The 14,403-nt window shown below is 67.4% G+C and carries 12 protein-coding genes and 1 rRNA gene; 7 read left to right on the forward strand and 6 right to left on the reverse strand.

The window, feature by feature from the left end; all coding sequences use genetic code 11:
* Positions 1–35: 35 nt before the first annotated feature.
* The gene (locus tag DFQ14_RS03295) at positions 36–1,076 is read right to left on the reverse strand and encodes a septum formation family protein (RefSeq protein ID WP_114451463.1); all 1,041 of its coding nucleotides are present in this window, start codon (positions 1,074–1,076) and stop codon (positions 36–38) included.
* 156 nt (positions 1,077–1,232) lie between these two features.
* On the opposite strand from DFQ14_RS03295, the gene serS reads away from it, so the two are divergent.
* Positions 1,233–2,498: a serine--tRNA ligase gene (gene serS, locus DFQ14_RS03300; protein WP_114451464.1), complete on the forward strand. Its 1,266-nt coding sequence runs from the start codon at positions 1,233–1,235 to the stop codon at positions 2,496–2,498.
* 182 nt (positions 2,499–2,680) lie between these two features.
* Here the strand turns inward: serS and DFQ14_RS03305 are convergent, their stop codons facing one another.
* The 3 genes from DFQ14_RS03305 to DFQ14_RS03315 form a co-directional block, all read right to left on the reverse strand.
* Positions 2,681–3,844, reverse strand: a complete 1,164-nt coding sequence (locus DFQ14_RS03305) for a hypothetical protein (protein ID WP_114451465.1) — start codon at positions 3,842–3,844, stop codon at positions 2,681–2,683.
* A gap of 197 nt (positions 3,845–4,041) precedes the next feature.
* A complete protein-coding gene (locus tag DFQ14_RS03310) occupies positions 4,042–4,683 on the reverse strand; it encodes an endonuclease (RefSeq protein WP_114451593.1) in 642 nt (213 codons plus the stop codon).
* A gap of 166 nt (positions 4,684–4,849) precedes the next feature.
* The gene (locus DFQ14_RS03315) at positions 4,850–5,743 is read right to left on the reverse strand and encodes an LLM class flavin-dependent oxidoreductase (RefSeq protein WP_246195871.1); all 894 of its coding nucleotides are present in this window, start codon (positions 5,741–5,743) and stop codon (positions 4,850–4,852) included.
* A gap of 121 nt (positions 5,744–5,864) precedes the next feature.
* On the opposite strand from DFQ14_RS03315, the gene DFQ14_RS03320 reads away from it, so the two are divergent.
* Complete coding sequence (locus DFQ14_RS03320) at positions 5,865–6,737, forward strand: HAD family hydrolase (RefSeq protein WP_114451467.1); 873 nt, start codon at positions 5,865–5,867, stop codon at positions 6,735–6,737.
* Positions 6,738–6,744: 7 nt separating this feature from the next.
* Here the strand turns inward: DFQ14_RS03320 and DFQ14_RS03325 are convergent, their stop codons facing one another.
* Together DFQ14_RS03325 and DFQ14_RS21760 are read right to left on the reverse strand one after the other, a co-directional pair.
* Entirely contained in the window at positions 6,745–8,019 is a 1,275-nt protein-coding gene (locus DFQ14_RS03325) for a glycosyltransferase 87 family protein (protein ID WP_246195872.1), read from the reverse strand.
* A complete protein-coding gene (locus DFQ14_RS21760) occupies positions 8,016–8,153 on the reverse strand; it encodes a hypothetical protein (protein ID WP_158546641.1) in 138 nt (45 codons plus the stop codon). The genes DFQ14_RS03325 and DFQ14_RS21760 overlap by 4 nt, the downstream gene beginning before the upstream one ends.
* 49 nt (positions 8,154–8,202) lie before the next feature.
* Between DFQ14_RS21760 and glf the strand changes: the two genes are divergently transcribed.
* The 5 genes from glf to DFQ14_RS03350 form a co-directional block, all read left to right on the forward strand.
* A complete protein-coding gene (gene glf, locus DFQ14_RS03330; protein WP_114451469.1) occupies positions 8,203–9,396 on the forward strand; it encodes a UDP-galactopyranose mutase in 1,194 nt (397 codons plus the stop codon).
* 155 nt (positions 9,397–9,551) lie between these two features.
* Positions 9,552–11,450: a glycosyltransferase gene (locus DFQ14_RS03335; protein ID WP_257233567.1), complete on the forward strand. Its 1,899-nt coding sequence runs from the start codon at positions 9,552–9,554 to the stop codon at positions 11,448–11,450.
* 129 nt (positions 11,451–11,579) lie between these two features.
* Positions 11,580–12,182, forward strand: a complete 603-nt coding sequence (locus DFQ14_RS03340) for a phosphatase PAP2 family protein (RefSeq protein ID WP_246195873.1) — start codon at positions 11,580–11,582, stop codon at positions 12,180–12,182.
* Entirely contained in the window at positions 12,175–13,248 is a 1,074-nt protein-coding gene (locus DFQ14_RS03345; RefSeq protein ID WP_114451470.1) for a decaprenyl-phosphate phosphoribosyltransferase, read from the forward strand. The genes DFQ14_RS03340 and DFQ14_RS03345 overlap by 8 nt, the downstream gene beginning before the upstream one ends.
* Before the next feature lie 768 nt (positions 13,249–14,016).
* Positions 14,017–14,403: ribosomal RNA gene (locus tag DFQ14_RS03350) — 16S ribosomal RNA — on the forward strand; the annotation flags it as partial.

Genomic DNA, 14,403 nt, shown 5'->3' on the forward strand with positions numbered 1-14,403 from the left:
TGCGGGCACGGGGCCGGCTCGGCCGGTGACCGGTCTCAGCGGGTGCCGCTCGCGGGAGCTCCCGGTGTGGCCGGGGCGGGCTCGGACGGTGCCGGCTGCGTGCCGACGGTCACCTCCGCCTTGACGCTGCCGGTGATCGGCGCGAGGCCGCCGTCGTCCGGGAGTTGGGCACCGACCTTGCAGTTCACCTTCCGTGATCCGGCGTTCCAGCTCTGCTGCGTCAGGTTGTCCCAGGACACCGTCAGGCCCTTGTCCTCGGCGGCCTTCTCGCTCCCCGCGTACTGCGCCGTGAGCTCCTGGCAGCGGGTGAACAGGAACTTGTCCTGCTCCTCGATCGGCGGGTATCCCTCGGTGAACTTCTCTCCGAGGTCGACGACTCCGGTGATCTCGAAGGAATGCGGCTGCGAGCACTCCACCGGGCCGGACACCGAGGTGCCGTTGATGCCCATGCAGGTACCGGGATCGTGGATGTCGGACTGGTCGAGTTTTTTGACGGTGCCCGTGAACCGGTACAACGTGCCGGACGGACTGGGTTGCTGCAGCCCGCAGTGCAGGGTCCGGTCGCCGTTTTCCCACCCGCGACTGCTCGGTGTGAACGCGCCGACCTGGAAGCGCCCGTTCGGGTCGAAGTTCCCACCCAGGTACCGGATCGCGACGTCGGTGCACCGCTGCTTTTTGAGTCGCTCCCACTGCTCGACGCTGGGGAACGGTGCCCGCCCGTCGAACTCCTCCTGCAGATCGGAGGTGCCGGTCACCTCGAACAGGTGCGGTTCGGAGCAGGTGACCTTGCGGATGTCGCCGGCGTCGGGTCTGGTCCAGTTCAGGCAGGTCCCCGCATCGGCCTCGAACTCCGGCGGGGATGCTGCGGCTTGTTGGTCGTCCGGGGAACCCGCCCCCGGGACGAGGGAGACACCACGGCTGCCGTTCTCGGAACTCGGCCAGTTGAGCACCGCGCTGACCACCAGTACGAGAAGCCCGCCGAGAGCGGCCGAGATCATCACGAGCCGGGCGCCGGGTCTCTTCCCGTTGTTGCTGGATCGGGGCCCCGCAGGTGGGGACTCGGAGGACTCGGCCATCACCGCCCCATACTGCCTGAGCGCTGTACGCGGTGCTGACCGCGGTTGCGCCCGGCCGCTCGTGCGGGGAGAGGTGTCGCGGCGGCCGTTCCCGCACAGCGGCGACGGCACCCCGGTCGCTCTCGTGGCGGGTGTGGCCAGCTAAGCTGACCAGCTGTGATCGACCTGAAGACGCTCCGCGAGGATCCGGAAGCCGTGCGCGTTTCGCAGCGTGCCCGGGGGGAGGACGCGTCCCTGGTGGATGCGCTGCTGTCCGCCGACGAACGCCGCCGCTCGGCGGTGTCCCGGGCGGACACCCTGCGTGCCGAGCAGAAGCAGCTCGGCAAGCAGGTGGGCAAGGCGAGCGGCGACGAGCGCGATGAGTTGCTGGCCAGGGCCAAGGAACTCGCGACCCAGGTCAAGGAGGCCGAGACCGAGCAGGCCGAGACCGAGCAGGCGCTGCAGCAGGCCCAGCGCAAGGTCTCCAACGTGGTCGAACCCGAGACTCCCGCGGGCGGGGAGGACGACTACGTCGTGCTCAAGCACGTCGGCACCCCATCCGATTTCGACTTCGAGGTCTCCGATCACCTGGAACTGGGCACCGCGCTGGGAGCGCTGGACACCGAGCGCGGCGCGAAGGTCTCCGGCGCGCGGTTCTACTTCCTCACCGGTGTCGGCGCCCAGCTCGAACTCGCCCTGATGAACATGGCGATCGCGCAGGCCACCGCCGCCGGGTTCACGTTGATGGTGCCCCCGGTGTTGGTGCGCCCGGAGGTCATGGAGGGCACCGGCTTCCTCGGCGCGCACGCCACCGAGGTTTACCGGCTCGAGGAGGACGACCTGTATTTGGTCGGCACGTCCGAGGCGCCGCTGGCCGGGTACCACTCCGGCGAGATCCTCGACCTCTCCCGGGGACCGATCCGGTATGCCGGGTGGTCGTCGTGCTTCCGCCGGGAAGCGGGCTCCTACGGCAAGGACACGCGCGGCATCATCCGGGTGCACCAGTTCAACAAGGTGGAGATGTTCGTCTACTGCCGCGACGAGGACTCCCGCGCTGAGCACGAGCGACTGCTGGCATGGGAGGAGGAGATGCTCGCCAAGATCGAGGTGCCCTACCGGGTCATCGACGTCGCGGCCGGTGACCTGGGTGCCAGCGCGGCCCGCAAGTTCGACTGCGAGGCCTGGATCCCGAGCCAGCAGACCTACCGGGAGATGACTTCCACGTCGAACTGCACCACGTTCCAGGCGCGGCGACTCAATACGCGCTACCGCGAGGAGGGGCGCACGCTGCCCGCGTCGACGCTGAACGGCACGCTGGCCACCACCCGCTGGCTCGTGGCGCTGCTGGAGAACCACCAGCAGGCCGACGGCTCGGTCCGGATCCCGGAGGCACTGCGCCCGTTCATGGGTGGGAGGGAAGTCCTCACTCCTTCTGCCACTTGACAGAAGGCCACCACCTGTCGGCTGTGCTGCCTGGGAAGGTTGATGACGGGCTGAGCTTCGACGTCCACCCGGGTGAGGTGTAGGGCTCCATGGAGGTGTGGTGCAGGCCGCCGATCGATGAGTGCGGCCTTGATCTGCTGCGGTTGTGAAAGCCTCTCACCGGTGTCGCCATGTCGGCCACGCTACTTGCGCAGGGACTTTGCCTTTCGCCAGGCGCCAAGCATGGCGCGCACGGGTTTCCACTGCTCGCCGAGTTCCACAACCGTGCGCTTGATGCGGTCGATCGGCGCCAGCTGCCGGTGCTCGCGAACGAGCCTCTCGGCTTCTTCCGCTCTGGCCAGAAGGGCGTCTCGGTCCTGCATGCCGCTCAGGTGCACGAGCAGGCCCGCGATCGAGTCCGTGGCGGCGTCGAGCACATCCGACGGGTTGGCTCCTTCGGCTTGCTCGAACGCGTTGTCGCCGGGCATCAGCTCATTGAGGTCCCCCACGATGTGGAAGTCCCGGCTTTTGAGATCGGTGACCACCCGATCCGTGTACTCCTGCACCCAGTGCGCCCAGTCGGCGGGCAGCGTGATCCGTGTCTTGTTCTTGCGGGAAGCAAGAATGCGGTGCGCGAGAACCTCGCGGGTCAGCAGCACCCGGTGCCAGACCGGAAAGCCCGGCAGTGCCTCGTTGATGCGCCGCAGCACCTCTGCGCCTTCCGCACCGAGCGAAGCATTGGCCCGCACGTCCGTGTCGACCCCGTCCGAGTCGATACCCAGTACGGATGTGAACCGCTCCCACAGCAGGTTCGGCGGCGATCCCGCCGGCGGGAGGGTCAGGACGTGCAGCCGATCGGCCGGCACCGCAGAGCCCCAGCGCCGGAGCACGTCGGCGACGTCGTGGACCTGCCAGAACCACTCCTCGCCCTTCTCCTTGCCGGCCGTGACGTCGCCCAGCCACGTGTCGAATGTCCGCGTGTCGTGATCTTTGATGTGCTCCTGCCACTCGGCGGGAAACAGCTCCGCGAGACCGCGCGTGGTGTAGATGACGTGGACTTCGGCGGGAGCCAGTGACGCCACCGCACGGTCGACCTCCTCGGCAGTGCAGGCCGCGAGTCGCTCGTCCGACATGACGACGACGTCGCTGTCGCTGTCGCGGATCTCCGCGGCCATCGCGTCCCACGCGCCTGCCCAGCGATCGCGCGGATCGTCCGCGTCCTGTACGAGTCCACGAAGGTCGTACCCCGCCCGGAAATGATCCTCGGGGTGCGCGCCTGGCAACCACACGCCCTGCTGCTTCAGGGCGTCGAGATTTTTCCACAGCACACCCTGCAGAAAGGTGGTTCCGGTCTTGGGTGCACCCACGTGGAGGTAAACGCGCGGACGCTTCGGCGTGGACTCCGGACACATGGCAGCGCAGTATACAGAGAGCGATTTCCCTGCCACGTGGAGACCGGGACGTGTTCGGCCAATGGTTTCCGGCGAGGACTCGTGTGGGGATCGGCAGGTCGAGCGTGCTGCAGCGGATGTGTGGAGCAGCGACCCGCATCGGAGCTGCTGTTCTAGGCGGGAGCGCGGCTTCGCACCCGGTCGGCGACGCCCCTTTCGAGGGTGACGCGCACGCAGGCGGCGGCGAATCGTCCGAGCTCGTCGGCCTCGACGAGTTCGGCCAGCTTGTCCGGCTGTGTCGGCAGGCCGACTTTCTCGGCACCGGACAGGGCCTTCTTGTCGAAGTACGGGCGCAGCTCGGGCCAGACGGCCTGCGCCTCGCGGCAGAAGATGTCCGCGCCCACCGGCCCCAGCTTGGGGAATCGGGTGAGGCCCTCCCGAAGGGTGCCGACGTCGCCGTCCGCCTGCTTGCGCAGCCTGCGCAGATCGCCGCGGTAGTCATCGAGGAGCAGCTCGGCGCCTTGGCCCAGGGCCGTTGCCGTGCTCTCGTCGTAGCGCACGTAGTGCCCGCGCCCGAGCGCGTCCACGCGCTGTTGCCAGCTCGCCTGCAGCATCCGTTCCGGCGTGCCGAAGTCGGCGAGTTCCCGTGCTGCCGCCACCGCGATCTCCGCTTTGATCCGGGTGGACAGCAGTATCGAGAGCACCAGCAGCCGGTACAGCGGGGACGGTTTGTCGGCCAGCTTGATCCCGGCCTGGAAGGCGTAGGTGGTGCCCGCTTCGTCGAGGAGAGCGCGGGCCGACGACTGCTGAGCCATGTCGGTCACCTCCGTGCCTTGTCTACCCGGCGGTGCGAGCGGGCACACGGGAGCGCATCGCCGGAAACGGCGGTAGTGGCTCCTCGATGTGCCCGGCAACGCAGCAGGGCGCCGTCTGAGACGACGGTTCACCGACCACCCGACCAAGTCGCGAGGCAGCCTCTCGTCAGGCTTCCTTCAGGGAGGGCAGCACCTCGGCGGCGATCGTCTCGACGATGGATTCCTGCCCGGCATACGGCGGTTCGGTGCGGGGCCAGTGGGTGATGACGTCGGTGAAGCCGAGCTCACCCGCGCGCCCGAGCACGTCGCGGAAGTGCTCCACGCTGGACAGCGAGTACCGCGGGCCGGCGTCGGCCTGCAGGTAGCGCGGTGCCCGCGCAGGCACTCGTCCGGCGGCCTCGAGTGCTTCGGAGAACTGCTCGGATTTCTCGCGCACCGACCGCCACCACGCCTCGGGGTCGTCGGCCTCGGAGCCTGCGGGGCGACCCGTGGTCACCCATCCGTTGCCGAACCGGGCGGCCAGTTCCATGGAACGGGGGCTGTTGGCGGCGACGACGAACGGCATGCGCGGTGTCTGTACGCAGCCCGGGGCGCGCCGCGCCTCGACCGCCGAGAAGTACTTCCCCCGGTAGGTGGTGCTGTCCTGGGTGAGGATGGCGTCCAGCAGCTCCAGGAACTCGCCGAACCGGTCGACTCGCTCGTGGCCCGGCAGCTCGGCTTGCCCGAGCACGCTGGTGTCGAAGCCGGAACTGCCCGCGCCGACGCCGAGCAGGAAGCGCCCGTCGGAGACGTCGTCGAGCGCGGTCAGCTCGCGAGCGAAGTGCACCGGGTGCCGGAAGGTCGGTGAGGCGACGAGCGTGCCGAGCTTGATGCGGGAGGTGACGGTGGCCGCGGCCGTCAGCGTGGGCACGGCGTCGAACCACGCCTTGTCCACCAGCGATCGCCAGCCCAGGTGATCGTAGGTCCAGGCATGGTCGAATCCGTACTCCTCGGCCATTCGCCACAGCGGTTCCGCAGCCCACCAGCGGTGTTCGGGCAGAATCACGATCCCAACGCGCACGCCTGTGACCGTATATGCCCGGCCGTGTGCGCAACGAGAGGTTCGCCGTATCGAGCGGGTTGTCCGGCCAAGTGGTGTGAATCGCTCCCCACCAGCGCTGCGGGACAGGCACGATGGTGGAGTGCGTAAACCTGAGCTGGTGGCATCGGATGTGGACGGGACCCTGCTGGACCCGTGGGAGCGGGTGAGTCCGCGCACCGCGCGGGCCGTGCAGCGGATCGTGGCGTCCGGGACACCGTTCGTGCTGGTCACCGGTCGTCCGCCACGGTGGATGCCGCGGATCGTGGCCGAACTCGGCCTGGTCGGTACGGGCCCGGATGCCGCGGTCCCGGTGGGGCAGGATCTGCAGGGTGCCGGCCGGGGTGGTCTGGCCGTGTGCGCCAACGGTGCGATCGTCTACGACGCGGTTGGTGATGTGGTGCTGCGCAGCAGCGACATCGATCCGCTGCTGCTGCACGATGTCGCGCACGAGCTGCGTGCGGCCATCCCGGGATGCTCGTTCGCGGTGGAGCGGCCCGCTCGTGGCGCGCGCGACCGTGTCGACGAGCAGTTCCTCGCCGAGGAGGCCTTCCGAGGGGTGTGGTCCAACGCCGACCTGCGTGTGGTGCCGACCGACGAGCTTGTCGGCAAGCCCGCCGCGAAGATGCTGGTGCTGCACGAGCAGCTGACCAGCGGCGAGATGGCCACCGCTGCCGCCGAGGTCGTGAGTTCCCGGTTGCAGGTGACGTACTCGACGAGTGCCGGGCTGCTCGAACTGTCGGCACCGGGGGTGGACAAGGCTTCGGGGTTGGCTTCGGTCGCCGCGGACCTCGGCGTCGATCGTTCCGACATTCTCGCCTTCGGGGACATGCCCAACGACATCGCGATGCTCGATTGGGCCGGGCACGGTGTGGCCGTGCGCAACGCACATCCCGAGGCGCTGGAGATCGCCGACGAGAGAACGGCGAGCAACAGCGACGACGGGGTGGCCCAGGTTCTCGAGCGCTGGTGGTGAAACGGACTCACACGCGGGCGACGACTTCGGTCTCGCTGTCTGCGGCGGCGTGGCTGCGGCGCGGACGCAACCGCGGCCACGCGACGGCGCAGGCGATGAGGAAGCCGATGCCGATGAGGGTGTAGGCATTGCCGACGACCTGCTGCGAGAACGTCCAGTCGAGTTCCCGGTCGTCGCCGTACGGCAGGTACCACTGGGGTCCGATCATCACCACGACGGCGCAGAAACCGGTCGTGAGCATCACCCCGTGCCAGCGGTGCCGCAGCGCCATCGCGAACAGCAGTGCCAGCGTGGGGCCCGCCCACACCCAGTGATGCGACCAGGAGATCGGCGAGACCAGCAGCCCGAGCACGGCGTTGATCATCAGCGCCAGCGGCGTATTCCCGGATCGCAGCGCATGGCGCATCCCGGCCACGGCCAACAGCAGCAGGACCAGCGATCCGGCGATCCAGAGCGCGTCCAGCGCCGTCCCGGTGATCTCCTGCTTCGCCAACAGGCTGCGCAGGGTGAGATTGCCGGTGTAGACGGTGCCGAACGAGTCGCCGGTCGCGGGCATCCGGTCCAGCCACCAGGCGGCGGCGTCGTCGGGGGCGGCGAGGAAGCCGATCAGGACGGTGGCCGAGAAGGTCAGCAGCGACACCGATGCCGCACGCAGGTCCTTGCGCACCACGAACAGGAGCAGGAACACCAGCGGGGTCAGTTTGATCGCGGCCGCGATGCCCACCAGCAGGCCACGCGGCCAGCGCACTCGCCCCAGTGCGGGCCCGGGCAGCAGGCAGTCGGCGGCAACCAGCGCCATGAGCACGAGGTTGATCTGGCCGTAGTTGAGGGTCTCGCGCGAGGGTTCGATCAGTGTGAGCCACGGCAGCACCACGGCGGTGGCGCCGGCGACCAGCCCCGAACGCGGCGCGAGATGGGGCGAACAGCGCGCGAGCGCGTAGGCGGTGACGAGCAGGGACAGGTGTGAGCAGACCGCGACCGTGACAATGGCGGCCTCGGTCGACATCCAGGTCAGTGGCACGAACAGCAGCGCGGCGAAGGGCGGGTAGATGAACGGCAGGGTGCCGACGTCGGGGCTTGCCACGGGGGTGAGGTCGCTGCCGTAGATCTCCCTGCCGTCGAGCCAGGCCTGGGCGCCGAGCCGGTAGATACCGGTGTCGATGTAGCCGCGGGTGTCGATCCAGTGCACGAACCACACGGCGAGGATCTCGGCGATGACCGCCACGACCAGCACGGTCGGCAGGAGCCGGCTGTCGCGTACTCGCGGCACTGCCCTGGTCACCGTTTCCGGCCCTCCCCGACCTTCGGCCTGCATTCGTCGCAGCGCCCGATGCTACCCAGGACCCGAAACGGGTTCATCCCGCTGCTGTAGTGGCGTTGCTGCAGGAACAGCATGCCGACGGCGAAATCGGACACCGTCCACGCGGCTCCAACAGTTGGGTAACGAAACGCTACCCTCGCGACTGTGAGCTTCGCAGCCAATGACCTGATCGTTGTGGGGTCCGGATTTTTCGGCCTGACGATCGCAGAGCGCGCCGCCACCCAGCTCGACAAGCGGGTGCTGGTGCTGGACCGACGTGACCACATCGGTGGCAACGCCTACTCGGAGGCGGAGCCGGAGACGGGGATCGAGGTGCACCGCTACGGTGCCCACCTGTTCCACACCTCCAACAAGCGGGTGTGGGACTACGTCACCCAATTCACCGACTTCACCGACTATCAGCACCGGGTGTTCACCAAGTACCGGGGACAGATCTACTCCTTCCCGATGAACCTCGGCCTGATCTGCCAGTTCTTCGGGCAGGCGTTCTCCCCGGACGAGGCGAAGGCCCTGGTCGCCGAGCAGGCCGCGGAGATCGACACTGCCGAGGCGAAGAACCTGGAGGAAAAGGCGATCTCGCTGATCGGCCGTCCGCTGTACGAGGCATTCGTGCGGGGCTACACGGCCAAGCAGTGGCAGACGGATCCGAAGGAACTTCCCGCCTCCAACATCACGCGCCTTCCGGTCCGCTACACCTTCAACAATCGCTACTTCAGCGACACCTACGAAGGCCTGCCGGTCGACGGCTACACCGCTTGGTTGGAGCGCATGGCCGCGCACCCGAACATCGAGGTGCGGTTGAGCACCGACTACTTCGACGTGCGCGACGAGCTGCCCACCGGGGGCCCGGTCGTCTACACCGGTCCGCTGGACCAGTACTTCGGCTACTCGGCCGGGGAGCTGGGCTGGCGGACGCTGGACTTCGAGAGCGAGGTCGTGCACACGGGTGACTTCCAGGGCACCTCGGTGATGAACTACGCGGACGAGGACGTGCCCTTCACTCGTATCCACGAATTCCGGCACTTCCACCCGGAGCGGGACTACCCGAAGGACAAGACCGTCATCTACCGGGAGTACTCGCGCTTCGCCGAAAGCGGTGACGAGCCGTACTACCCGATCAACACCTCCGAGGACCGGCGGAAGCTGGATTCCTACCGCGATCTGGCCAAGCGCGAGGCCAAGGAACGCAAGGTGCTCTTCGGTGGAAGGTTGGGTACCTACAAGTATCTGGACATGCACATGGCCATCGGTTCGGCGCTGAGCATGTTCGACAACAAGATCGCCCCCTACTTCACCGAGGGCCGTTCGCTGGACGGCTCGATGGAGGACGAGACGTGACCGATCGGACTCACCCGGATTCTCCGGACGCTACCGACTCTCCCGGCGCGGACGGCCCCGCGGACACGACGGCGGAAACCGTGGAGCTCGACGGTGATGCCGAGGAGACCACCTCCCCCGAAGCGGGAGAGAGCAAGCTCAGTGACGTCACCTCGGTGCGGACCGGGCACCGGCGGGTGGCCGCCGAGCAGGTGCTGCAGCGGATCGTGATGCCCCGCGACGAGGATCCGTTGGATGTGCGGCCGCTCTACATCGACGAGCCGGAGACCGTGTCGAATCCGGTGACGATGCTCTCGCGCCGCTCGGTGCAGGTACCCGCCCACGCCAAGGTCTCCTTCGCCTCCTACTTCAACGCGTTCCCCGCCAGCTACTGGAAGCGTTGGACGCAGGTCGACGAGGTGGTGCTGCGCATGAAGGTGCGCGGCTCCGGGCGCCTGGACGTCTACCGGTCCAAGCCCAACGGCGACAGCGTGCACCTGGAGGGTACTCCGGTGGCCGGTGCCAAGTCGGCCAAGTCGTGGCGTTGGCTGGAGTTTCGGGTGTCGCTGCGACCGTTCGAGGACGGCGGGTGGATCTGGTTCGACGTGCTCACCAACGACTCCGCTCTGGAGATCGACGAGGCCGCGTGGACCACCGATCTCCGGCTGCCCCGCAAACGCGTGGTGCTCGGCACCACCACGATGCGGCCGCAGGACTGCGTGGTGGCGCTGCAAACGCTGGGTGAGGATGCCCAGGTGCTCGACGTGGTGGAGCGTGTCGTCGTCGCCGACCAGGGGGCGGAGAAGATCCGTGACACCGCCGGTTTCGACGAGGCCGCACGCAGGCTCGGCGACAAGCTGCACGTGATCGAGCAGGCCAATCTCGGTGGCTCCGGTGGGTTCACCCGTGTGATGTACGAGGGCGTGTACAACTCCGAGGCCGAGCAGGTGATGCTGCTCGACGACGACATCGCGCTGGAGCCGGACGGGGTGCTGCGGGCGAACGCGTTCGCCCGCGCGGCGACGAAGCCGGTTATCGTCGGTGGCCAGATGCTCAATCTGCAGGCGCGTTCGCGGCTGCACAGCATGGGTGAGGTCGTCAATCTCGGCGCGGCGATGTGGCATGCGGCACCGGATGCGGTCACCGACTACGACTTCGCCGAGTATCCGCTGCGCCAGAGCACCAAGCTGCACAAGCGGATCCACGCCACCTACAACGGCTGGTGGATGTGCCTGTTCCCGCGCGAGGTCATCGAGAACACCGGATTGCCGCTGCCGCTGTTCATCAAGTGGGACGATGCGGAGTACTCGCTGCGTGCGGCCAAGCACGGTTATCCGACGGTGACCCTGCCCGGCGCCGCAGTCTGGCACATGCCGTGGACGGACAAGAACGACGCCACCGACTGGACGGCGTACTTCCACATCCGCAACCGGCTGATCCTGGCGGCGTTGCACAGTCCCGAGGAGGTCCGCTACAACCTGGTCAAGCAGGGGCTGAAGCTGACGCTGCGGCACCTGCTGTCGATGGAGTACTCGACGGTCGCGGTACAGCAGAAGGCCATCGAGGACTTCCTGGCCGGGCCGGAGGGGTTGTTCGACAGCCTGCGGTCGGCACTGCCCGAGGTTCGCCGGCTGCGCGAGCACTATGATGATGCACAGGCTCGCTCCTCGGCCCAGGAGTTCCCGGATCCGTCGGCGGACCCGGTCATGGCCGAAGGGCTGCTCACGCCACCGGTGAATCCGGTGATGATCGCGGCCCGTGCCTCGAAAGCACTGCTGCACAACCTCAAGGCCCCTACCGACGAGGCCGCCCAGCGCCCGCAGCTCAACATCCCGGCGGCCAAGGCACTGTGGTTCCTGCTCGGTTCGCTGGACAGTGCCACGGTGACGCAGGCCGACGGCAATGGCGTGGCGTTTCGGCGCCGCGACCCGGACGAGTTCCGCAGGCTCGGCGCCAAGGCCCTGGCCAATTACGGCAGGTTGAGCAAGGAGTGGTCGAGGCTGCAGGAAGCCTACCGGGCGGCGCTGCCCGAACTGACCAGTGCGGAGGCCTGGAAGCAGGTCTACGACCAGTGATCACCTCCTCGAGATTCGGTGACTTGGGCAGAGCTGTTCCGAGCGCGGTTACCGACTCGGGGAATCGCCCGAACGAAGAGCCGAAAGAGGAAACGCCGGATTGTTCCGGCCTACGACCCCGGAGACGAAGTGGCTGCTGAGCCGACCACGGTGATTCCTGTCTCGGAGCAGGAGTGCACCGCCGACACCGACGAGCACAACCCGCAGGTCACCGCGGAGACCATCGCATTGCGCAAGGTGCAGGGGGTGCTGGCCGGTCCGGCTGTGATCAGAACCGCTCAGGCGATGTCGAAGTTCGGTGACCACGCCATCGGATGGTTGGCCATCGGTGCCGTGGGAGCGCTGGTCGACCGCACTCGCCGCGGCGAGTGGATCGCCTCGGCGGCCGGTGTGGCGGCGGCGCACGGCGTCTCGATCGCGGTCAAACGCACGGTGCGGCGGCAGCGCCCGCTCGATCCGCGTATCGAGGTGTTGGTGGACACCCCGAGCACGCTGAGCTTTCCGTCTTCGCATTCGACGTCGACGACGGCGGCGGCGGTGCTGTACGGGGAGCTGGTCCGTGGGGGCACGACGAGCAGGAGGCTGGTCTCGGTGCTGGTGCCGCCGATGATGGCCAGCCGTCTGGTCCTGGGCGTGCATTACCCGAGTGACGTGGTCGCCGGATCGGCGCTGGGAGGTGCTGTGGCACTGGGAGTGCGCCGATACGTGAAACGGTGGAGGAACCGTGGCTGACAAGTACGAGACCGGGGAGGGTGAACGCACCCGCCCGGACACCGACGGGGCCCCGGGTGCCGACAGGGTCACTGTGACGAAGGCCGATGATGCCACCGGGCGCACCGAGCCGGAGGACGAGGGCATCATCGCCGGCGAGGAGGACCCTTCCACTCCCGGGATATCGGCCGCCGCGGCGGATGCCCGGGCGGGCACGACCGGTGGTCTGCTCAAGGGTCTGGTCCGTGAGGCCCGGCCGAAGCAGTGGGTGAAGAACGTCCTCGTGCTCGCTGCCGTGTTCACGGCGGGTCAGATCGGCAATCCGGGAGTGCTGCTGGACAGTGCACTCGCGTTCGTCGTGTTCTCGATGGCGGCTTCCGGAGTCTACTTCGTCAACGATGCCAAGGACGTCGAATCGGACCGTGCGCATCCGACGAAGTGCAAGCGTCCGATCGCGGCGGGTCTGGTGCCACTACCGGTGGCCTATGCCGTCGCGGCGGTGCTGCTGCTCGGGTCGATCGTGGTCTCGGCGCTGGTCAGTACGCCGTTGGCCGTCGTGATGTTCGTGTACGTGGCGGTGCAGCTCGGTTACTGCTTCGGTCTCAAGCATCAGCCGGTGATCGACATGTGCATCGTGTCGTCCGGTTTCCTGCTGCGCGCGGTGGCCGGCGGCGCGGCTGCCCAGCTCTACATCTCGCAGTGGTTCCTGCTGGTGACGGCGTTCGGTTCGCTGTTCATGGTGGCAGGCAAGCGCTATGCCGAGATCATCCTGGCGCAGAACACGGGAGCGAAGATCCGCAAGTCGCTGGAGGCCTACTCGGCGTCGTACCTGCGATTCGTGTGGGCGATCTCGGCCGCGATCGTGATCATGACCTACTCGCTGTGGGCGTTCGAGATCCGGGAGGCGGCTTCGTCGATCTGGGGAACGGTCTCGATCGTGCCGATGGTGATCGCGATCCTGCGCTATGCGATCGACGTCGACAAGGGTGGTGCGGGAGAGCCGGAAGAGGTCGTGCTCAAGGACAAGATCCTGATTATTCTCGGTGCCGCACTCGTCTGCTGTCTCTTCCTGGCCTTCTATCTGTGACTCGGGGGCGAGTGGCCCGTGCTCGGCGGTGCCGGGATGGCGGCCGCTCGCCGTGCCGGGACTCGTGCCTGTCGCGGGGAGCGAAGCCGTGCCCGGCACCGTGTTCGGTTGCTGCCGGGAGCACTCGATCGGGTTTGGTCGTTGCCGGCTGCGGACAGCGCCGAGGACACGGTTGCCTCCGAAAGGCAGGAGGGGGTGTCCCGGTGCGGACAGGGCCGAGGTATCCTGTTCGTCGAACCTTCGAGGGGCTGTGAGCGGCGCCCTCGGGGCCGTTCCGGAAGGTGCGGTCGGGTCCGTTTGACGCCGGGTCCGGGCTGCGCTAGTCTGGTTAACAGAAAACAAGCTTCGGGTGACGATGCTCTGCGGGTGCCACCGGGCCTCCGGATACGTGTTACGTACTCCGGTGCCGCTGCGGAAGACTTGCACCAGCACCAAGCGTTGCTATCCTGGAAGCGAGTGAGGCCAAGGCTCACCACGATGGTGGGGGGTCGGCCGCGCGGGTGTTGCGTGGATGCTACACTGAACATCCGCAAGCACATCCACGAGCTTGCCGCCGCAGGATTCGCCGGGTCTGCTATGAGGACCCGATTTGGCGGGGTTCTTCGCGGTTGGTATCGTGGGAAAAGAATCGCACCTTGAGAACTCAACAGCGTGCCTAGTCAGTAGCAGCGTTCCGCATCGACGCTATAAAGTGCGGGCGTGGCCGCGTGTCGAGACACCGGCCCGCTCTGATGAAGATCCGTTTCGACGGATTTTCCATAGGATCATCTGATGGAGAGCTTGATCCTGGCTCAGGACGAACGCTGGCGGCGTGCTTAACACATGCAAGTCGAGCGAGGCGTCTCTCCTCCGGGAGAGATAGTCGAGCGGCGGACGGGTGAGTAACACGTGAGCAACCTGCCTGGGGCATCGGGATAACTCCGGGAAACCGGGGCTAATACCGGATACGCGTCGATGGGGACATCCCCGTCGACGGAAAGGTCCTCTGTCGTGAGGCAGAGTGCCGGCCTCAGATGGGCTCGCGGTCTATCAGCTGGTTGGTGAGGTAACGGCTCACCAAGGCGACGACGGGTAGCCGGCCTGAGAGGGTGACCGGCCACACTGGGACTGAGACACGGCCCAGACTCCTACGGGAGGCTGCAGTGAGGAATCTTG

This window comes from Halopolyspora algeriensis (genome assembly GCF_003337235.1).
Classification (GTDB): Bacteria; Actinomycetota; Actinomycetes; order Mycobacteriales; family Pseudonocardiaceae; genus Haloactinomyces; species Haloactinomyces algeriensis.

Bases quoted from the DNA above. Each gene is read 5' to 3' on its own strand.
- DFQ14_RS03295 (WP_114451463.1), bottom strand. From the start codon at position 1,076: ATGGCCGAGTCCTCCGAGTCCCCACCTGCGGGGCCCCGATCCAGCAAC.
- DFQ14_RS03310 (WP_114451593.1), bottom strand. From the start codon at position 4,683: ATGGCTCAGCAGTCGTCGGCCCGCGCTCTCCTCGACGAAGCGGGCACC.